Origin of the sequence: Psychrobacter pacificensis, assembly GCF_900101915.1 — a bacterium.
Lineage (GTDB): Bacteria > Pseudomonadota > Gammaproteobacteria > Pseudomonadales > Moraxellaceae > Psychrobacter > Psychrobacter pacificensis.
The window spans coordinates 153967-172363 of sequence record NZ_FNAL01000003.1 but is presented as its reverse complement, the minus strand read 5'-3'; the positions used below and the strand labels follow the sequence as shown (position 1 = coordinate 172363).

The following is an 18397-nucleotide window of genomic DNA, read 5'->3' as shown; positions in this document are numbered from 1 at the left end:
CTTTAGTGCAGAGCTCTAGCGCCTTAAGATTAAAAAATATTGCTCAATACAATATAGCTGATTGCTGATAGACCAGCAGCAACTGGCAAGGTGATGACCCATGCCAAACCGATTGGTTTCATGAGCGCCCAATTGGTATCTTTATTGACCATACCAATACCCAATACAGCCCCAACCAAGGTATGCGTGCTTGATACAGGAAGACCCATCGTTGATGCGCCCATAACGACAGCAGCAGCGGCCAGCTCAGCTGAGAATCCAGAAGCTGGATGCATCTTCGCTAGATTGGTACCGACAGTTTGAATGACTTCTTTACCGATAAACCAAAGACCAACAATCAGTGCCACACCAAAAGTCAGCATAACAGCAGGTGGTACAGCCGCTTCGGTCGAGATGCTATTGGTACGAATGACATCCATAATCGCAGCAAAAGGACCAACCGCGTTGGCAATATCGTTTGAGCCGTGACTAAAAGCAAATGCTGACGCGGTAAAGACCTGCATCCAGCTAAACATAATAAAGGTGGCTTTGGTCAGATCTTCTTTGTGCTTGCCGCGGATACTTTTGGTATAAATATAAGTTGCAAGCCAAACGAGGGCTGCTATCATCCCCATGATTAAAAAGCCTTGCAGCGTCGTCATACCGTTATTGACGTTTTTCAAACCTTTAAAGATAACCAAGGAGGCCATCACTGCACCGCCCGCAGCCGCAATAATAGGCACCCATTGCTTCAATGCTTTTAAGGTATCGAGGTTGCTGCGCTCGTTTTCAAGCTTATAAAGTTCTTTGTAATAATCCGTCTCTAAATCTTCAACCAAGCAATCATCATCTTTATAGATTTCTTGATCTCGTAGCATCGCTGACGTGTAAGCCAATTGCTCTGACTCTGTCAAGCCATCCAAAAACTCTTTATGGTTTTGCTTTAATACTTTTTTATTGGCTTTTAGCTCACCAATATGCGCTTCTGTTCTATCATTATATTCAATGATATTTTTCTTGATTTGGCCATATAGTAGATAAGACAAAACGCCGCCTAGTAACGGTGATAGAACCCAAGAGATAGCGATAGTGCCAATCTTGCTCCAACTTACCGTTGATAACGCCATTTCAGTACCACCTAACGTGATACCCAATACGATGGAGCTACCCACCACTCCGCCAATAATTGCATGGGTGGTCGACACTGGCAGACCTTTTTTGGTAGCAAATAACAACCAAAACGCAGCAGCAAACAACGCTGAGAGCATGACATAAATAAACTGGTTGGGCTCGACTGAGAGGCCGTCTAAATCGACAATACCGCTTCGGATGGTATCGGTTACTTCACCACCTGCCAGTACGGCGCCCGACACCTCAAATATCGCTGCGATACCCAATGCTTGCGGGATAGTCAGCGTTCCTGCACCCACTGAAGTACCAAAAGAGTTGGCGACATCGTTACCACCGATATTGAATGCCATAAAGACACCAAACGCGGTCGCTATAATAAACAGCGTCGTTTGCTGACGCATGGTGTAATCTAAACCCCACCACAAAAAGTAGATGGTCATCGCAATCAATAAAATGGCAAAAAATAGATTTACTTTCGTAGAGCCGACTGATTGGGTTGGCCCTGTAGAACTGTTGCTAATACCCATACGTTAATACGTCCTGCGTAAGCTGATTGAAATTATATGCGATTAGTAACATTGCGCAGCCATACATGTGAGTTTTAAAACCACACACTAAAGTAGCATGATGATAAATACGCAACGTGCTTTTTAAACAATGAATGCTAAACAATAATATTTAGCGGATTTTGCTGCCGTACCTTAGAATCATTCATCTATGCTTGATTCAAGGCGTTGATAGGCTTCTCTGTAAAAACACATCACATATCAAAAAGCCGCAAAGTATATTGCCCAATCATTTGATTACAGCATCTTGCGGCTTATCTTTCTGGTGATGTTACGGTCTTTATCAGTACATTTTTTATCAATACAGTGTTTATCAATACTTAGATACGGCGATAATGTCTTTTAAATATCTGTACTCATCATAAAATATGCATCTGTCAGCGCATTTTATGACAGGGTAAAGACAATTGCGGCCCTATTATATTAAATATAATCACATAATGCATAATGATATTGCAAGATTTGTAACTGTGAGCGTGTCCACAGAACTCATCCTTTATCAATGACAGATTAAATTTCGTATGTTTCCCTAAGCAAAATTGGGGAAAAATGGTTTTTCAAAAGTATAAATAACTGGCAAATCTTAGTTATTTTGTGATAGCTAATTGCCATCAGATGCTTCCGATAACTGCTGTATGGCATGATCTAAGACGTCTAAACGCGCTTGTCGCTTTTCATTGGTCGCGATAATACACCACGGCGCTGTTTTTGTATTGGTGCGTGCCAGCATATCTGCTGCAGATTGCACGTAATCTGACCATTTATCACGATTGCGCCAATCATCATCAGTGAGTTTGAATTGCTTGTGCGGTGTATCTTGACGGGCTTCGAAGCGTTTTAGCTGCTCTTTTTTATCAATAGCTAACCAGTATTTAATGACCAACGTTCCAGCTGTTGTTAAGTCGGATTCGAAACGATTGATTTCATCATACGCGCGTTGCCACTCCTCATCGGTGGCAAACCCCTCAACACGCTCAACCAATACTCTGCCATACCAAGTCCGATCAAAGATGGCAATACGGCTAACACGGTTGGTTTGTTCATTGGGCAGTTTGGTCCAAAAGCGCCATAAATAAGGGTGCTGAGTCTCGTATAACATCGGTGCGCCGATATTGTAAATTTGATATTCACGTGGATCGAGTGCGGCAACTAGCCTTTTGATTGCGCCTCCTTTCCCAGCCGCATCCATGCCCTCAAAGGCAAAGACAACATGACGACCTTGACGCGCCCGTAGTAATTCAGCGAGACGTGTTTGCTTCTTTGCCAAAGCATCATTATATTCAGACTTACTAATCTTTGAATCATCAATATTGGTCAAGCTTTTCGGTATCTTTACCGGTTCAAACGGCGCCTGTTCAACTTTTGGTTTGGATTTTTTTGTCTTGGACGGTGGTTTTTTTTCTGCAGATTCAGTTGTACTGGTACGACTACTAACGAGCGCCATTTGCATAGCATGTAAGACTTCATGACAAAAATCATCAGCCGCTGCCGATTTATCATCACCATCAATGATGATCCAGTCATCTTGTTGCCGTAAGAGAGTGGCTGCAACCTCATTAAATTTTTCGATCACTGTTTTGCTGTTCCAGTCAATTTGATACAAAAACTGCGGATCAGCCTTACTATCTTGTAGACGGCTATGCAGTGTTTCCATATCCACATGGAACCAGCATTTCAGTAGCCGAGTGTGATTGGCTATAAGATCCTGCTCAAATGCTTTGAGCTCAGCTAACTGCTGCTGTAAATAGGCTTGCCATTTCGCAATAGGAAGCGCATTTTTATCGATATGTTTTTGATTTTTTGACTGCTTCTTTTTATCTTCGTTATTTGATGTTGCTATGCGCATGACGTTGTATAACAAGTCAGCATACCAATTACCAAAATAAACCATCACATCGCCATGGCGCGGCATCGCGCCGGTATGAACTTGCCAAATAGGCTGATAGCTTAGCGGCGCATGGCCGACGGTTGCCTCAACTTTAAGCAATCTTGGATCGACCCATTGCCTCAATTGCTTAACAGCGGTACCCTTGCCTGCCTGCTCCATCCCATTAACGAGTACCAGCAGCCCCGTTGGTTTATTGAGCGTTGGCGGTGTCTGTTGCCGGGTGGCTCTTAGCGCATACTGCGCCGTAACCAAGGCGAGCCTAAGGGCATCCTTGTCCATAGAAAACTGACTCAAAGGATTGGGCGTTAGGCGCTCCTCGACGACTTGCTCACTAAACTGCGAACTGACCGCTTGTGGTGCCTCTGGTTCAGTAGTATCATTTTTTTGGGACATGATTGGACTCACTTTTATTGTTATTGAATGATATTGTTATTACACTGCTTTGCCATTGAATGATATTAGATACTCTCGCTTGGCAGACTCTTTTTGACACTGCGTTTTATGCTAGAGTAATTTCATCAAGCTATTTCATCATAGCATTGCGCCAATCGAGTAAATAATATTGCTATGTAACAGTTTGGCATTTGTATTCTCATTTATTTTCTTTTATGGTGAACACAATTTTTAATACTTGCTAAAATAGCTATTCAAAAGCCTATGCGGTTAAACAACCACAATAACGCTGCCTCAAATTTTCAATATTATCTATTTTTATTATAGGATTTACTGCCATGACCGCTCTAGCCGACTTGCAACAGCATTTGACACGTTTTTGGGCTCTGCCTCACCATGAAAATGACGTATTGAGAGCCAAGCTCAATGAAGTACAAACATGGCAACAAGTACGTATCCGTCACACCCATCGTGCACTGTTTGAACAACCCAAAAACCAGCTAATGGCAGATTATTTTTTAACGAAGCTATATGGTGGTGATGAGTTCGAGATACTAGCAAAACAACTGGCCCGTATCCTGCCAAAAGCCAAAAAACTAGAACGTCTTGCCAAAGAGTCTGCATTAGAGGCTGGCAGCATGGGTATTCAAGCAGCAATTTTGGCCATTGAGCTGGATCTACATTTGGCTGAGTGGCTACTCGATCAAAACTTACCAGTGAACGCAGACAATATGCTAGCTGCCTACCGTGCGGTTGATGAGGAAGCTGAACGCCGAGTACAGATTGCCAACCTAAAAGACGTTTGTTACCGCACTGACAAACACTTAAATACCTTTATGCTCAAAAAGGCCTTTGCATTGGCAAAAAGTGCTGCTTATCGCAGCAATTACCAGCCACTTTATGATTTCATCGACGCAGGCTTCAAAGCTATGAAACCTTTAAGTAGTGTAAGCAGTTTTATTGAACCGTTTTGTGAACGTGAACTGCTAATTGTTGATGAAGTACATAATGGCGGTAAGCCAGTAGGGTTTGGTGTATCATAGAATCAATACGCTAAATAGCCAATTAATTCTTGGCATATCTCAGGCTGTACATAGCCTAATAAAAACAAATCTTAGGATAATGTGATGACCGACACATCAAGTAATAACAACGCTCATTTGCAGAACAAATTGGTAAAAGACAGTATCGATCACAACCAAGATATCAGCGCGCAAATATTACGCGCGCAGACAGCTGCATCTAATAAAGATAACAGCAATAATGACTTTACTAAAGTCCAAGACCTACCAACTGGAACGCCACAAGGCCAACAAACGACTATGCCAAATACCGAAAAACCAACCAGCACGGATACTTCAGTACGCACAGAAAGGCAAGCGCTTTTCAATCAGCGTGATGATATCAATAACCCACATACGCCTGAAACTGATGGCAATGAGCAAACTCACTTTGGCTATAAGACGGTCAACAAAGCCGAAAAACAAGCACGTGTGGCTGATGTATTCACCTCTGTCGCCAAAAAATACGACATCATGAATGATTTCATGTCATTTGGTATTCATCGTCTATGGAAGCGCTACGCCATTAGCCTATCAGGGGTTCGTGCCGGTCAGCATGTACTCGATATCGCGGGCGGTACAGGCGACTTAGCCAAAGTATTCAGCCGTGAAGTCGGTAGAAATGGCCATGTTGTATTATCTGATATCAATGCTGCCATGCTAGAAGTGGGCCGCGAGCGCTTAATCAATGCTGGCTGCAATAACGTTGATTTTATATTGGCGAACGCTGAGACGTTGGCACCATTTGATGACAACAGCTTTGATTTGGTCACCATCAGCTTTGGTTTACGTAATGTCACCGACAAAGATGCAGCGCTGCGTGCGATGTACCGTGTCCTAAAGCCGGGTGGTCGCTTATTGATTTTAGAATTCTCAAAGCCCGTGTTTGAGCCATTATCTAAAGCATATGACTTGTATTCATTCACAGCGCTGCCAATGATGGGCAAGCTGATTGCTAATGATTCTGAAAGCTATCAATACTTGGCAGAGTCGATTCGCATGCATCCTGATCAGCAGACGCTCAAACAGATGATGCAACAAGCAGGATTTGAGAACTGTGATTATCATAACTTGACTGCTGGCATTGTCGCTGTACATCGTGGCTTTAAAGCGTAAAGTACGATTAGCAATACTATATTAAACCAAACATACTACGCGCTGACTCAAAGGCGCTCACTTAATGATGCGAGAGCCTTATGCTGACTGTCTTACTATTGGCTGGTGCCGAAAAGCTGATTAACATTGCTATTGCGAGTGACGAGATTACCAAGGCAGGGTTAGCGCCGCTTGCTGGTAAAGTACTGCGTCTCAACATGGGTATGCCTGACATTCATTTGGACGTGTTGTTCACTCATGAACGGTTGCGTTTTGAGCCAGTCACGACAGACAGTGTCTTTGAGCCAAGTGGTCAGATGAATGAGCGCCAAAAAGCCAGTATGGAGCGCGCCCGTTTTGGTCATAGCCGTCCGGACTGTACCATTACAGTCGATAATCCAGCGCAGCTACTCAATCTGATGCGCGGCGCGGAGGGTAACTTACCAATCGCGGGCGATTACAAAATACTGATGCAGCTCAAACAGCTGGTGGCTGGCTTCGATCCTGATTTGGCTGGGCAGCTTGAGCCATTAATCGGCAAACCAATGGCCAGTCAATTACATCTTCTTATCTCTCAGCTTAAAGGTAGCTGGCGTCATAGTGCCAAACGTGCATTTGATGATGTCAGCGATTGGGCTAATGATGTGGCAGGCAATAGCGCGCCTGACCCTATTGAGGTCGCTGAAGTCAACGATCTCAAACAGCAGATTCTAAAGTTGCGTGCTGATGTCGAACGTGAAGAGGCCAAACTTGCGGCTATCAAAGCAGAGCAAGCACTTTCCCACAATAACTCGTTTCACCAGTAGTTTGTTTTATTAGTAGCTTGTCTTATCAATGATGAGCACACGCTATTACTGATAGCATTGTCTATAATGACGCATAGCGCCTACCCTATTTTCGTTTTTGTCCAGAGTACCCAATCCCATGCTATTATCTCACCGCGCCCGTCTACTAGAGCTTTGGCGTATCGCCGCAACTTATCGCCTTGATACCCATTTATCTGTCGAAGAAGCGCCGCAACTGCAACCTTTAGCACGCTTAATTCGTACGCATCCAGCAGCATGGGGTAAAAAGCATCAGCCAAATGGAATCAAGTACGCGCTTGAAGAGATGGGTACACTGTTTCTCAAATTGGGTCAATTACTCTCAACGCGTCGCGACTTGGTACCGCCTGAGATTATCGCTCAGTTAGTACAGCTACAGGATAAAGTTAAACCTTTCGACGCTGATATTGCTGTCGCTCAAATTGAGCATCCAAAACATGGCCTCGGTCAGTCCATCGATACATTGTTTGCACGATTTGATATTAAACCACTAGCGGCAGCCTCTATCGCCCAAGTCCATACTGCAGCTCTGCATGATGGGCGTGAAGTGGTGGTTAAAGTCGTGCGTCCTGATATTCGCACGGTGATTGTCTCTGATTTTGAATTATTGCGAGAACTGGCAAGTTGGGCATCGGCGCGTATCGAAGCGGCGCGTGCTGTTCATATCATCGATATTGTTGAAGACTATCGACAAGTAATGCTCAATGAGCTGGATTTGACCCTTGAGGCGGACAACACTACCCAGATGCGCAATAACTTCTTGGGTTCAGCATTGATGTATGTGCCTGAAGTATATGATGCTGCCAAAAACGTGATGGTCATGGAGCGTATCCAAGGCGTTCCCATCTCACAAGTTGAGGTGTTTGATCAGTTGGGTTATGACCGTGCCGCGCTTGCAGAGAAAGGCTTGACGATATTTTTCACCCAAGTCTTTCGGGATAACTTTTTTCATGCTGATATGCATCCGGGCAATGTGTTTGTTGAGACGCCACCTGTCAAAACATTACATGCAGATATGGCAGCGGTTGATTTGGGTCATCAGCCACGCTATATCGGGCTTGATTGTGCCATCATGGGTACCCTGTCAAAAGATGATCAGCTTATCGTGGCACGTATGTTACTTGCAGTCATGAATAACAACTTCACCGCGGTCGTCGACATCGTTAGCCGTGCAGGTTGGATACCACCAAATGCTGATAAACATGCGCTGATGCGTGATATGAAGCGTACCGTAGGCCCCATGCTACAAAAATCAATCAACGATATCGATTTTGCTGGTGTGCTGATGCAGATTTTAGACATTGCTCGTCGCCATCATATGAGTATCCCGCCGCAGCTGATGCTATTACTCAAAACCTTGGTACATGTAGAAGGGCTCGGTCGTGACCTCTATCCTGATCTTGATATCTGGTCACTTGCCAAACCAATCTTGAGTAGCTGGATTAAAGAACAGTTAGACCCGATGCGTAACTTACAACAGTTGCGCCAACAGTTACCTGAGCTACTCTTGTCTACTACCGACATTCCAAAGCTACTGGATCAAGGGCTACAAAGCCTTGCCTCACAAGGCTCACGGCAAGACAGCCAACTGCGTGAAATACAACAAATACGCGCCGATATGCTCAACGACCGTCGCCGCGACTGGTTGGCATTGGCAGGATTCGGAATCAATATTGGCATTGCGACTCAAGTAGGCTGGTTTGCACCTTTCTTTTATTTGTTAGCTATTGTGGTGGTCATTTGGCGTATCCTAGCTTAATTACCATAGGACAAATTCCTGTCAATGACACATATTAAATAGATATTGAATATGCTTTAATGCTAAATAGTCGCATTATCTATAGGATTCATCATGTCATCACTACCATTGTCACAGACTCATAATACTATCAAGCCAGATCATAGCTTGGCTATTACAGCCTTACAGGAACGTTTTGGCAAACAACTGAGTGTGAATTCGACAGTGCGTGAGCAGCATGGCCATACAATGACGTGGTTCACCAATCAGCCACCAGATGCAGTATTAACGGTACAGGACAAACAGGAAGTAGCAGCGGCGGTCGAGATTTGTAATCAGTATGAGATGCCAGTGATTGCTTTTGGTATCGGTTCATCTTTGGAAGGCCAGCTCAATGCACCTTATGGTGGGTTATGCATCGACATGCACGCAATGAATGCCATTTTGCAGGTTCATAATGAAGATTTGACCGTTACCGTTCAGCCTGGCGTGACGCGTGAGCAACTGAACCATTATCTGCGCGATGCAGGGCTGTTTTTTCCGATAGATCCCGGCGCCAATGCCAGTATCGGTGGTATGGTCGCCACTCGTGCGTCGGGCACCAATGCGGTACGCTACGGTACCATGAAAGATGTGGTACTCGCGCTCGAGGTTGTCACTGCGAGCGGAGATATCGTACGTACAGGCACGCGGGCCAAAAAATCTGCCGCAGGGTATGATTTAACACGGCTGAAATCAAAACATACATAGAGTCAAAGCAATAATCAAAAAAAATGCGCCTGCTTTTAATTAGAAGCAGGCGCATTTTTAATGCTCATTGTCATAACATTTGATCAATTGCCATCTGTGTTAGCACCCGTCCACGAGCAGTACGCAATACATACCCTTGTTGAATAAGGTAAGGCTCAATCACGTCCTCAAGCGTACCTCTATCCTCAGCCATTGCCGCTGCCACGGCTTCCACCCCAGCAGGACCACCATCAAAACGCTCGTGTAATATCTCTATATAGCGTCTGTCTAGATGATCGAGTCCTCGTCTGTCCACTGCCAACATGTCTAACGCACTGCCTGCAATGGCACCATTGATACTACCATCGCCTTTTACCTCAGCATAATCACGCACACGGCGTAACAGGCGGTTAGCAATCCTTGGTGTACCGCGTGCACGGCGGGCAATCTCTATAGCGCCATCCTCACTCATTGGTACACGCATCAGGCGTGCTGCTCGGCTCACAATTGTTGTGAGATCCGCAATATTATAGAACTCTAAACGCTGGACAATACCAAAACGATCACGCAGCGGTGAGGTCAATAGCCCAGCTCTGGTAGTTGCTGCCACCAATGTAAACGGTGGCAGGTCAAGTTTAATAGAACGTGCGGCAGGCCCTTCACCAATCATAATATCCAGCTGAAAATCTTCCATCGCTGGATAGAGTATCTCTTCAATGACCGAGCTCAAACGGTGGATCTCATCAATAAATAATACGTCACCCGCCTCTAAATTGGTCAGCATAGCAGCTAGATCACCGGGACGCTCAAGCACAGGCCCTGAAGTAGAGCGCAGATTACCCCCCATCTCGCGCGCAATAATATTGGCAAGGGTCGTTTTACCCAGCCCTGGTGGACCAAATATCAGGGTATGATCTAAGGCTTCATCACGGCCTCTCGCCGCACCGATGAACACCTCCATTTGCTCACGTACCACTGGCTGACCAATATACTCAGCCAATAATGCTGGTCGAATATTGGCATCAGGTGCATCATTTGCGCCTTCTAGCGGATTAATTAAGCGATCTTGCATCATAGAATTTATCATTATATTAAAAAATTAGGTAACAAATAGCATAACCAAACGCTGCGCATAAGTCATGCAAAACATCATAAAGTAGAGGCCAAAACGAAAATAAGCGACAATCAATGTCGCTTATCTGTTAAATGCACTATTTTGTTATTATCGATAGATAACTTTGGAACGTGAGCTTAAAAACCAGATAGCTGCTGCAATGTGGCTTTTAACAACCCCTGAGTGTCTACAAAGGTGTCACCCTTACTTTTAGCCGCTTTGATGGCGAGCTGAGCTTCTTTTTCTTTGTAGCCCAAGCTAATCAGTGCCCCTTCTACTTCAGCAATGATACTGCCGTCGTGAGAAACAGCGGTTTGCTGAGGCATGAGCTCAAACGAACCGTTGTCCACTTCGATATTCTTTAGCTTATCTTTTAACTCAATCAATAGACGTTGAGCGGTTTTTTTACCGATACCCGGTATGCGCGTCAATGCCGCCTCTGACTCTTGCTCAACATGCATTTTTAGCTCAGCCGCTGACATTGCAGACAGCATTGCCAATGCCATTTTTGCCCCAACGCCATTGATCTTAATCAATTGGCGAAAGACATCGCGCTCTTTACGGTCAATAAAACCATAGAGCAGTTGCGCATCCTCACGTACATGAAAATGTGTCCAAATACTCGCCTGCTCGTTAAGGTGCAATTGACAAAATGACGGCAATGGCAGCTCGATATCATAACCCACACCAGCGGTTGTCATGATACAAGCCGTTGGCGCCATTAAGTATTGCACCTGTCCGGTAATCAATCCAATCATCACTCACCTCTGTTGGTTATTATAAAGTTAAGTCCGCTGCCATTCATTATGCAAGACCACCTTTCACTAGCATATTCTATTGATTATATACGCCTAGCCTTATTGGTAAAAATCGACCATGCCTTCAAGGCTAATTGGACGAATTTTATGCGCTTGACCAGCGGAACCAAACGCTTCAAAACGATTGGTGCAGATGTCTGACATCGCGACCATAGAGGCTTTGAAGTATTTACGTGGATCGAATTCGCTTGGATTATTTGCCAAGAACTCACGGATAGCACCTGTTGATGCTAGACGCAGATCAGTATCAATATTTACTTTACGCACACCATGCTTGATCGCTTCTACGATCTGCTCAACCGGTACACCATACGTTTCGCCAATATCACCGCCGTTTTCATTGATGACTTTTAGCCATTCTTGCGGCACTGATGAAGAGCCATGCATGACAAGATGGGTGTTAGGGATACGGGCATGAATCTCTTTTACACGCTCAATCGACAAAATATCGCCTGTCGGTGGACGCGTGAATTTGTAAGCACCGTGACTCGTACCGATAGCAATCGCTAGCGCGTCAACATTGGTGTCTTTTACAAATTGCTCAGCTTCATCAGCACTGGTCAAAAGCTGCTCGTGATCTAATACGCCTTCTGCGCCAGAGCCATCTTCTTCGCCTGCCATACCGGTCTCAAGGCTACCTAGGCAACCGATTTCGCCTTCTACAGAGACACCGCACGCATGTGCCATTTTGACCACTTCACGAGTGACGCTGGCATTGTAATCATAATCCATTGGCGTTTTGCCATCTTCACCAAGTGAGCCGTCCATCATAACTGATGAGAAACCAAGCTGAATCGAGCGCTGGCAGATAGCTGGCGACATGCCGTGATCTTGATGCATAACCACTGGAATATGTGGCCATTCTTCGATAGCAGCAATAATCAAATGACGCAAAAATGCCGACCCTGCATAGTTACGTGCGCCCGCACTGGCTTGAACAATAACAGGTGAATCACAAGCATCCGCAGCCATCATGATTGCACGCATTTGCTCTAAGTTATTGACGTTAAAGGCAGGAACACCGTAGTTGTGTTCAGCGGCATGATCTAGAAGTTGACGTAAGGATATTAGGGCCATAAGACGCTCTCTGATTGGATTTTGAATAGTATTTTAAATGCAGCTTTGTAACAATCATTCCGCTATCTGCTCGACCATACTGACTGTATATATATCAGTCAAAGTCTGACTCATTTGGGATATGATTATCACGCGGTGATTATAGCAAAAATTGTGCTGTCTTCGTAGCAGTTGCCTGACTATTTGTCAGTCTAATCAGTCTCTTTCTCTCATTGGTGTCTACAACAACTGAACCATTTTATCTATCATACTCATAGCCCAGGACGCAAAAAGCCTTGGCAATCACCAAGGCTTTTCTAGTATTTCGAGGCTTATAGAGCAATGACTATGATAATGGATGACTTATAATAGTATCCAAAAAGTCAGTCATTTAATTGCTTAGTTATGGCGTAGCTTAGTACTGTTGTTCTGCATCAACTGCAACATCGTTAGCACCGTCAGCAACAGCATTAGCGCCATCAGCAACTGCTTCAGCAGTATTTTCGACCGCTGTATTAGTACCTTCAGCGATAGCATCACCAGTGTTCTCCAGAGCGTCTGTTGCAGCTGCACCAGCAGTGTCTGCACTTTCAGCAACTTCAGCACCAGCGTTTTGAGCAGCAGCTTCAGCTTCAGCAGCAGCAGCGTCTACCTCGGCAGCAGCAGCATCAGCGTTTGCAGCAGCATCATCGCCAGCTGACTCAACAGCAGCTTCAGTGTTCTCTTCTGTTTGTTGGCTACATGCAGTAACTGCAAAAGTACCAGCAAGTATGCTAGCAAGTAACAAATGACGTTTTAACATAATAAACCTCTCGTAAATAATGCATGTCAAGATACATGGTCGCGCTATTTTATAGAGTGCGAATGAGACATGCAATAATAATTTTCAGTGTAGAAACAAATAATTACTGCTTAATAATCAATGACTATAAATTTTAGCTATACCGATATAAATAAGCCAAATGAAAGTCAAAATATTATTTTCACAGACTACCTTAGATGTTTACTGTTAGTTGTACGTCTAGTGTTACGAAAATACTGAGTAACGTTAATTAGTTAAGCGTTAATTTGCAACGCAGCAACTGCTGGAAGCACTTTACCTTCTACAAATTCTAAAAATGCACCGCCGCCCGTTGACATATAACTGACACCATCAGCGACTTGATATTTATCAATAGCCGCCAAGGTATCACCACCACCCGCAATTGAAAAACCGTCGCTGTCTCTTACAGCTGTTGCTAGTATTTGTGTCCCTTGACCAAAAGCATCAACTTCAAAAACACCGACTGGACCATTCCACAAGATGGTTTTTGCATGAATAATAGCGTCGGCAAGTTCCTTCGCGCTTTCTGGCGCGATATCCAATATCATGTCGTTATCACCAATAGCATCAACAGACTTGATTGTCGCAACTGCCTTTTGCAATGAACCAGTAAAGTCAGCAAAATCGATGTCGTCTTTATCAGCAACAACCACATACTCAGGTAGTAGTATCTCAGTTTTGGTCATGATATCGCGCGCAGTATCGATCAAATCTACTTCGTATAGCGACGCGCCCACACTATGCCCTTGCGCCGCTAAGAAAGTATTGGCAATACCGCCACCAACGATAATTTGTGTACAGACTTCAGCTAAGCTATGTAGCACTTCTAACTTGGTAGACACTTTTGAGCCGCCAACGATGGCAAGCATAGGCAGAGCTGGTGTTTCAAGCGCCAGGCTCAAGGCATCAAGCTCAGCTGCCAACAAAGGCCCTGCACAAACAGTTTTTTCTGCTTGACGCATCGCTTGCGTCACGCCTTCTGTTGATGCTTGCGCACGGTGCGCGGTACCAAAGGCATCCATAACAAAGACATCACATAAATCCGCGTACTTCTTCGCTAACGTCGCATCGTTTTTCTTTTCACCATCGTTAAAGCGCACATTCTCTAGTAATACGACTTCGCCAGGTTTTACAGCAGCGCCTTGAGTCAGGTAATCATTATTCAGGCGCACTGGTGACGCTAATTGCGAGCCCAATTTGTCTGTCAAATAATCAGCAACTGGTGCCAATGAATAAATAGACTCAGGATTGCCTTCTGTTGGGCGTCCCAGATGTGAACAAACAATAACAGCAGCACCCTTCTCTAGCGCCATCTCAATAGTAGGTAGACTTGCTTGTAAGCGAGCATCACTGGTAACTTTACCGTCTTTAATAGGGACATTTAAATCTTCTCGGATCAATACCACTTTATCGGTTAAGTTCAGCTCGCTCATACGCAAAAAATTCATTACCTGCTCCTATGCATCAATATATCTATTAATTTACGATTACTATCATGATTGATATGACTGATAATTTTTTAACTATCATCTATTATATATGCTCTAACAATGAGCCTTATTAGACTGCACACTTGCTATCTTTATATGTCTTTATCACTGAGTCTTTATACTAACTATCACACCAAGTTGCTGGAACAGATAAGTGAGTAGAAATCAGTGGCGGTGTATTCTATCAGTTTTCTATGAGATGCTCACAAGCAAACTTTCACGATTTTTAAAAACATGAAAATATTGAGTGAGTAATTTTACTCCAGCATTGATAGGAAACGGTTGTAACTGCTAGCTTTGAACTCATTCAATAAACAGTAACATTTCGTGGTGGTACTCAGCAGTCAGGCTCTTTATGATAGAAGCGTTGACAATAACAATAACTTTTTAGGAGAACACAATGAGTATCGACTTAGACACTGCAAAGCAAAATCTATTAAAACTAAAAGATGAGTACGAGTCTCGCATTGACAAAATAGAAGATCATATCCAAAACCCACAAGATGATCTCAATGAGCACTGGGAAGATCAGGCTATATCCTATCGTCAAAATGATATGCGCAAAAATTTAATGAGCGAGGCACGTCAGAGCCTAATCTATGTCGAAAATGCCTTAAGTCGTATCGAAAATGGTACTTATGGCGAGTGCGAGGTTTGCGGTGAACCGATTGAAGAGCAACGTTTAGAAGCGCTGCCCTACGCTACTTTGTGTATGGAACATGCTGAATAGCTAATAAATTTCACCTAGAACAAATTTTATACAGCAGGTGTTTTCCATTTAGAAAGTGCCTGCTGCCATTGATAGCAACGCTCGGCGATTTTTTCTACAGGCAAATCCATAATATCGCCTACTACCGCCATAAGCGCAATTGGTATGCCTGCCAGCTCTGAAATATTTTCTGCAGTTAATCCGCCTATCACACATATAGGTATGTCTTGTTGACAGCCTTCAATCAACTTCTGACGCGAGATAATATCAGCATTCGGTTTTGTGGTAGAATTAAATATGGCACCCATCGCAGCGTAGCTTGCACCATCATCCTTTGCCTCTTTGACTAATTCAATATTCCCATGGCAAGTTCGACCAATTATTTGAGTCGATTCAAGAGACTGCAAAGCATCACCAATTTTGCCATCTCCTTGCCCAAGGTGTACACCAATACCAAGCTTGGCTGCTATTGCAATATCATCATTCATAACGACTGGAACGTCATGTGCTTTGGCCAGCTTAACAATCTGTTTGGCTTCTTCATAAAGCGTTATATGACCATCTGGTAGACTAAGTGTTTGCTTGCGCCGAATCTGCAACAATGCGATTAGCCCTGTTGATAAGGCGGCATCTAACTTTTGATACAACAATTCAAATTCATCATCATTGGTCAGCAAATATAGCTTGGGTATCGCAGATGAGGTTGATGACTGGTTCATAAGGCAGATCCTTAATCTTAAACTCAACACAATAAAAAGGCTGTCATATGGTATAACAGCCTTTTTTACATATTTAAAACAGCGCGTCTATACGGTACGACGTGTCGCCAAGCTGTTTAGAATGTTTTTAGCATCGCCCCAACGTGTTGCTGAGCTGTTTGCCCCTAGGATGACGATAATTGCAGGGCGATTATTGACTCGCGTTTCCATCACAACACAGCGCCCAGCTTCGTTAATAAAACCTGTTTTTGAGATACCGATTGGGTAATCACCTGCACGAACCAAGCTACTAGTGTTGTTGGCTTTATAAGTGCGATTACCACTTGAGTAGTTTGAAACAAAGAAGTCATAGCTCTTGGTGGTAGAGAAGCGACGAATCACATCGTAGTTGCCAGCAGCACGAACCATTTTTACCAAATCATTCGATGAAGCAACGTTACGCTTATCAAGACCCGTTGGATCACCGAAAAACGCAGTAGTCATACCTAGATCTTGTGCTTTTCTGTTCATTGCACGGATAAAGGCATTGTAGCCGCCTGGATAGTTACGCGCCAAGCTCTTTGCGGCTGGGTTTTCAGACTTCATCAAAGCCATCAATAGCATCTCGGCACGGTTTAAACGATCGCCTGATTTTAGGCGTGAGCTGGCGCGCTTAGGCCCTACAAAGTCTTCTGGATCAAGCGTGATTTCTTCACGCATATCGAGACCGGCATCTAGCACAACCATGGCTGTCATTATTTTAGTAATACTGGCCATAGGACGCGCGATGTCAGCGTCTTTTTCGTAGATAGATTCGCCCGTTTCAGCATCAATCACCGCAACACTGCGCGAGTCTGTACTGATTGGGATCATATCACTGCTACCAAATGCGCCGCGATAAGTCGTATTGTATCGAGCGGTATTGTTACTGCTAGCAAAACTGCTGCTATTTGTAATATTGGTCGTACCATAGCCGTTGTCGACTTTTTTGATAGCAGCGCCATTAGACTTGTACATGATGTTACGCGCTTCAGACAAGCTATCAGCACCGCCCCAACTCAAGCGTGCACCAGAAGCTGTCTCAGTGCTACCATTAATTGTAAGTGCGGCTTGTGCAACACTGCCCAAACTCAATGAAATCATAGCAGCGATCAATTGCTGTTTGGTTAATAGTAGTTGCTTCATTATGCCTCCTGCTGTCGCTATTACGCCAGTTACATACTGCCTGACGCCAAGAACGTACGTAGCGTTTATAGATGTGTTTGTAAGTACTCACATAGAGCTTTTGTATTTTTAGTGTATCATGGTTTACATTTAAGTTTAATCTATCAAACTGATTTAACGGTTTTTTTTAGCTTCATTCAAACTTTGATACAACTGATTTATATTTTAGAAACACTGATTAACAATACAGCAATATAACTTAACTTAGAATGTTATGATTCTTTGTACTTTATTATATTAAATGAAGATATTGATACAGCATATTAGCCGTATCCTATGTATTTAAAATAAAAAACTGTACTTAGAATCAAAAAGCGGCTTATGTTAACGTTGTTTTTTCTGTTATTTAATCCTTGTAAAAACATTCATTCTGACAAACGATAAAGAGTATGGTTATGATTAAAGTGTTGGTGGTCGATGATCATGATTTAGTACGGATGGGTATTAGCCGTATGTTGTCAGACAGCCCCGATATCGAAGTAGTGGGGGAAGCAGATAGCGGTGATATGGCAATCAAGCAGGCCAAGCAGTTACGTCCTGACGTGGTATTGCTAGATGTCAACATGCCCAATATTGGTGGTCTTGAAGCGACCAAACGCTTGATTCAGCTCGATATGGGTATCAAGATTTTAGCTGTTAGTAGTATGTCTGCACAGCCCTACCCCTCAATGCTCATCAAAGCTGGTGTCAATGGTTATATCACAAAAGGTACGCCGCTTGATGAGATGATACGCGCGGTCAAAAAAATCTATCAAGGTGGTCGCTATTTTAGCCAAGACGTTGCTGAGCAATTGGCGGACGTCTTATTGTCTGATAATGCCAGCTCGCCTTTTGATTTGTTAAGTGATAGAGAAAAGCAAGTGGCTATGATGGTGGTCAATTGCCAAAGCCCGCAGCAGATTGCTGACCAATTATTTGTCAGCGTCAAAACCATCAATACGTATCGCTATCGTATTTATGAAAAAGTTGGCGTTGATAGTGATGTAAAATTAACGCATTTGGCCATTCGCCATGGTTTGATTCAACCATAAGTTGCTTAGTATCTCCTTTGTCATCATGGT

General features: G+C 43.8%; 15 protein-coding genes and 1 pseudogene. 7 read left to right on the top strand and 9 right to left on the bottom strand.

All coding sequences use genetic code 11. The features are described from left to right. Nucleotides 1-29: 29 nt before the first annotated feature. Together BLR43_RS03225 and BLR43_RS03220 are read right to left on the bottom strand one after the other, a co-directional pair. The gene (locus tag BLR43_RS03225) at nt 30-1637 is read right to left on the bottom strand and encodes an inorganic phosphate transporter (RefSeq protein ID WP_093068765.1); all 1608 of its coding nucleotides are present in this window, start codon (nt 1635-1637) and stop codon (nt 30-32) included. Nucleotides 1638-2277: 640 nt separating this feature from the next. Then, complete coding sequence (locus BLR43_RS03220; protein ID WP_093068763.1) at nt 2278-3957, bottom strand: ATPase; 1680 nt, start codon at nt 3955-3957, stop codon at nt 2278-2280. A gap of 338 nt (nt 3958-4295) precedes the next feature. On the opposite strand from BLR43_RS03220, the gene BLR43_RS03215 reads away from it, so the two are divergent. The 5 genes and pseudogenes from BLR43_RS03215 to BLR43_RS03195 form a co-directional block, all read left to right on the top strand. Continuing rightward, nucleotides 4296-5000, top strand: coding sequence for an FFLEELY motif protein (locus tag BLR43_RS03215; protein WP_071001955.1), 705 nt, complete (start codon nt 4296-4298; stop codon nt 4998-5000). 84 nt (nt 5001-5084) lie between these two features. After that, complete coding sequence (gene ubiE / locus BLR43_RS03210; protein WP_071001956.1) at nt 5085-6134, top strand: bifunctional demethylmenaquinone methyltransferase/2-methoxy-6-polyprenyl-1,4-benzoquinol methylase UbiE; 1050 nt, start codon at nt 5085-5087, stop codon at nt 6132-6134. Between the two features lie 80 nt (nt 6135-6214). Beyond that, on the top strand, nt 6215-6919 hold the full coding sequence (locus BLR43_RS03205; RefSeq protein ID WP_071001957.1) for a ubiquinone biosynthesis accessory factor UbiJ: 705 nt from the start codon (nt 6215-6217) through the stop codon (nt 6917-6919). A gap of 118 nt (nt 6920-7037) precedes the next feature. Beyond that, nucleotides 7038-8696 (top strand): ABC1 kinase family protein, encoded by a 1659-nt coding sequence (locus BLR43_RS03200; protein ID WP_071001958.1) that lies wholly within the window; start codon nt 7038-7040, stop codon nt 8694-8696. A 93-nt stretch (nt 8697-8789) separates the two neighbouring features. Next, nucleotides 8790-9407 (top strand): annotated as a pseudogene (locus BLR43_RS03195) (FAD-binding oxidoreductase); the annotation flags it as partial. 88 nt (nt 9408-9495) lie between these two features. Here the strand turns inward: BLR43_RS03195 and ruvB are convergent. From ruvB to BLR43_RS03170, 5 genes are all read right to left on the bottom strand, one after another. After that, entirely contained in the window at nt 9496-10476 is a 981-nt protein-coding gene (gene ruvB / locus BLR43_RS03190; RefSeq protein WP_058025939.1) for a Holliday junction branch migration DNA helicase RuvB, read from the bottom strand. Nucleotides 10477-10655: 179 nt separating this feature from the next. Beyond that, the gene (gene ruvA, locus BLR43_RS03185) at nt 10656-11276 is read right to left on the bottom strand and encodes a Holliday junction branch migration protein RuvA (RefSeq protein ID WP_071001959.1); all 621 of its coding nucleotides are present in this window, start codon (nt 11274-11276) and stop codon (nt 10656-10658) included. A gap of 99 nt (nt 11277-11375) precedes the next feature. After that, complete coding sequence (gene fba, locus BLR43_RS03180; RefSeq protein WP_071001960.1) at nt 11376-12413, bottom strand: class II fructose-bisphosphate aldolase; 1038 nt, start codon at nt 12411-12413, stop codon at nt 11376-11378. Between the two features lie 394 nt (nt 12414-12807). Beyond that, nucleotides 12808-13194 (bottom strand): hypothetical protein, encoded by a 387-nt coding sequence (locus tag BLR43_RS03175; RefSeq protein ID WP_093068760.1) that lies wholly within the window; start codon nt 13192-13194, stop codon nt 12808-12810. A gap of 254 nt (nt 13195-13448) precedes the next feature. Beyond that, complete coding sequence (locus BLR43_RS03170) at nt 13449-14663, bottom strand: phosphoglycerate kinase (RefSeq protein WP_093068757.1); 1215 nt, start codon at nt 14661-14663, stop codon at nt 13449-13451. 442 nt (nt 14664-15105) lie between these two features. Between BLR43_RS03170 and BLR43_RS03165 the strand changes: the two genes are divergently transcribed. Then, nucleotides 15106-15435 carry a TraR/DksA family transcriptional regulator gene (locus BLR43_RS03165; RefSeq protein ID WP_058025902.1) on the top strand — a complete coding sequence of 110 codons (330 nt, stop codon included), beginning with the start codon at nt 15106-15108 and terminating at the stop codon, nt 15433-15435. A gap of 26 nt (nt 15436-15461) precedes the next feature. On the opposite strand, the gene BLR43_RS03160 is transcribed toward BLR43_RS03165, so the two are convergent. Both BLR43_RS03160 and BLR43_RS03155 read right to left on the bottom strand, forming a co-directional pair. Next, nucleotides 15462-16133 carry a thiamine phosphate synthase gene (locus BLR43_RS03160; RefSeq protein WP_093068754.1) on the bottom strand — a complete coding sequence of 224 codons (672 nt, stop codon included), beginning with the start codon at nt 16131-16133 and terminating at the stop codon, nt 15462-15464. Nucleotides 16134-16220: 87 nt separating this feature from the next. Next, the gene (locus BLR43_RS03155; RefSeq protein ID WP_093068751.1) at nt 16221-17297 is read right to left on the bottom strand and encodes a serine hydrolase; all 1077 of its coding nucleotides are present in this window, start codon (nt 17295-17297) and stop codon (nt 16221-16223) included. A gap of 434 nt (nt 17298-17731) precedes the next feature. Between BLR43_RS03155 and BLR43_RS03150 the strand changes: the two genes are divergently transcribed. After that, nucleotides 17732-18367 carry a response regulator gene (locus BLR43_RS03150; RefSeq protein WP_058025905.1) on the top strand — a complete coding sequence of 212 codons (636 nt, stop codon included), beginning with the start codon at nt 17732-17734 and terminating at the stop codon, nt 18365-18367. The last annotated feature ends 30 nt before the right edge of the window (nt 18368-18397 follow it).